Annotated in this window: 2 protein-coding genes; both read right to left on the reverse strand. The window is 68.9% G+C overall.

Features of this window, described 5'->3' with window-relative positions; genetic code table 11:
* Positions 1–2,571 (reverse strand): LuxR C-terminal-related transcriptional regulator (locus A8M77_RS34780; protein WP_086926017.1); only part of this gene is annotated, 2,571 nt, incomplete at its 3' end.
* Between the two features lie 69 nt (positions 2,572–2,640).
* On the reverse strand, positions 2,641–2,754 hold the full coding sequence (locus A8M77_RS37600; RefSeq protein ID WP_443273615.1) for a LuxR C-terminal-related transcriptional regulator: 114 nt from the start codon (positions 2,752–2,754) through the stop codon (positions 2,641–2,643).
* Positions 2,755–2,758: the final 4 nt, after the last annotated feature.

Raw genomic sequence — 2,758 nt, forward strand, 5'->3', positions numbered from 1 at the left:
GACATGGCGCTTGACGGTGTGCGGGCTCAGGTCCAGGGCGCGTGCGATCAGCTTGTTGCTCTGGCCGTCGGCCAGCAGCGCGAGGACTTCGAGCTCGCGGCTGCTGAGGCCTGCATCATGCGCTGCCAAGTCTCGTGGCGCTTGCTGCGAGGCAGCCTTGAACCGCCGCACGGTCTCGACCCATTGGCGCAGGGGGGCCAGCGCCTCCCTGGATGCCGCAGCTCCCCATGGGGCGAGCGACAGCTCGGTCAGGCTGTGCACGCCGGTGACCAGGATCTGGCCGACGTTGCCGCTGCTCACGACGCGCTTCACCAAGGGCTCCAGCGCCTGCCAGGCTGCTGCAGGCGAGCCATCGGCCAGCTCGGCGAGCGCAAGCCTTGTCCGGACCGTGGCATCGAGGCTGTTGGTGTCGAGCAGGGCCGATCTGGCTGCCAGCTCGCGCAGTGTCGTCAAGGCCTCTGCGACGCGCCCTTCCTGAAGGGCCAGCTGCGCCTTCAGGGTGCGTGCGAACATCAGCATGGCGGAGTTCTTTTGAACGACTTCGGCGTTGAATGCTGGCAATTGCATGCGCACGGCCGTCCAGTCCCCGATGGCGGCAGAGGCCCTCGCGGCGATGGCAAGGTATTGCAGGGGCAGTTCGCCGGAGCGTTCCAGCAAGGAGGCCTGCGCGACGATGGCGTCGCGGGTCGCACGCACCGCCTCCTTGTCGTCGCAAGTCACCTGGTACATGACCTTCAGTGTCAGCAGCCGGATGCGCAAGCCCGCGGGCTGGCCCAGCCACTGGGCATCGTCTTCGATTCTCTGGAACGCGGCCTCCAGCTCGGCGATCCTGCCCTGCCAGAGAAGCAGCCAGGCTTCCGTCAGGTTCGCGATGGCTTGCAGGGACCAGTTCCCGTCGCCTGTGGCCGCCCTGGCGCCGTTGACCATGCGCTGGATCTGGGCGCTCACGCCGGGGCGGCTGATGAGCATGTTGACGCGGGTCAGGCAGCGAAACCACAGTTCGGCGCTGCTCCCGCGCATCAGCAGGTCCACCACCTTGGCAAGGCGACGGCCGGGGCCCTCGACCGGACCGTGGTAGCCCTCGTACCAGAAGTCGAGCAGTTCACTGAGCGTCTCGGTTTCGAGGTCCATGGGCTGGGAGCGAACCGCCTGGCCCAGATGCCGGGCCTCCTCCATCTGGCCGCAGAAGAACATGGCCAGCGCCTGCACCGCCCGCGCGCGCTGCGCCTCGTCGTGCCGCCCCAGGGCGTCGAAGCCGGTTGCGGCGTGCGCCATGCTCGACCGTACCGCACTGTAGTGGTAGTGCGGCCATGCGCACAGGCCGCGGGCATAGGCCAGCCAAGGCGACCGGGCCTGGAGGTCGGCGGGAAACTGCTCGATCAGGCGGATCACCTGGGCGCCTTCGTCACAGGCCAGCATGTCCGGCGTCGCGTCGGCCAGGTCCTGCTGGGCCTCGTCCCAGGCGCCCGCGCGCACATACATGAGCGTGCGGCGCACAGGATCGGTCTCGCCCCGGGCGGCGCGGCGCAGCAGCGCCGGCACCTCCTCGGGGTGCAGCCGGCGCAGGCGCTCCTCCAGGAAGCTGCGAAAGAGGTCGTGCAGGCGCAGCGTCAGGTCCTCGCCTTCGAGCACGGAGACGAACAGCCGGCGGCGCTCCATGTCCTCCAGCAGTCGGGCCGCGTGCGGATTGCCGCTGATCTGCTCGCAGCCAGGCACCGTGAGTTCGGGGAGCAGGGAGCAGGGCAGGAGAAACGCCTGCAGTTCGGCGGGTAAATCTTCGAAGACTTCGCTGGCCAGGTAGTCGAACAGGTGGCGGCGGCTGTGCCAGACGTCCTTCGGCGCCGCGGCGGCCGATCTTTCCGATGCTTCGAGGCTCAGGCAGAGCCCGGCGGGCCAGCCCTGGGTCCGGTCGAGCAGGCGCTGTGCCTGCTCGGGGTCGTCCCGTCCAGTGGCATGGCGCCACAGGTCCTGGACTTCCTTCCCGGAGAAGCTCAGGTCCGTCTCGTCGAACTCGGCCACTTCGCGCCGCGCGCGCAAGCGCCCCAGCGGCAGGGGTGGCTCCACGCGGCTCGCAATCGCGAGCGTCCATTTCTGCGGGAGCTCTTCGATCAGGTCGCCCAGGAATTCGAAGACGCGGGTGTCTGCGATGGCATGCAGGTCCTCCAGCACGATCACGCCGCTCGGCGTGTCGGTGGCTTCGAGCGTGTTGAGCAAGGCGGACGCCGTCTCGCGCAGCCGGCCCTGCGCCACCAGCTCGAGCAAGGCCTCGGGCGCCAGGCGCCATGGCGGGTCCAGGGGTTCCAGTGCTTCGATCAGGTAGGAGAGCAGCCGCTGGAGATCGTCCTCCTCGTCCACCGTGAGCCAGGCGATGGCACAGCCTGGGGGCAGCCGTTGCAGCTGGCGCGACAGGGCAGCCGTCTTGCCGTAGCCTGCCGGCGCCACGAGCAGGACCAGGGGCCGGCTCGCCAGTGCCTTGCCGAGCTGCTCTTCAAGCTCGCTGCGTTCGATCAGTCCCCCGCGGAAGTGGGGTGTCTGGATCTTGGCTCTGGCGAGGCTGAAGGATTGGATCACGAACGGGCAATATAGACCTGCGACGATCGATTGTGCAATGGCGGCAGGCGCCGCGGCTCGCCAGCGGCCTCAGCCGTTGAAGCGTGTGCGGTACCAGGCGGCAGCCTGCATGCGCGAGGCCAGGTCGAGCCGGTCGAGGATGCGCGCGACATGGCGCTTGACGGTGTGCGGGCTCAGGTCCAGGGCG

This window comes from Variovorax sp. JS1663, assembly GCF_002157355.1.
Taxonomy (GTDB): Bacteria; Pseudomonadota; Gammaproteobacteria; order Burkholderiales; family Burkholderiaceae_C; genus Variovorax.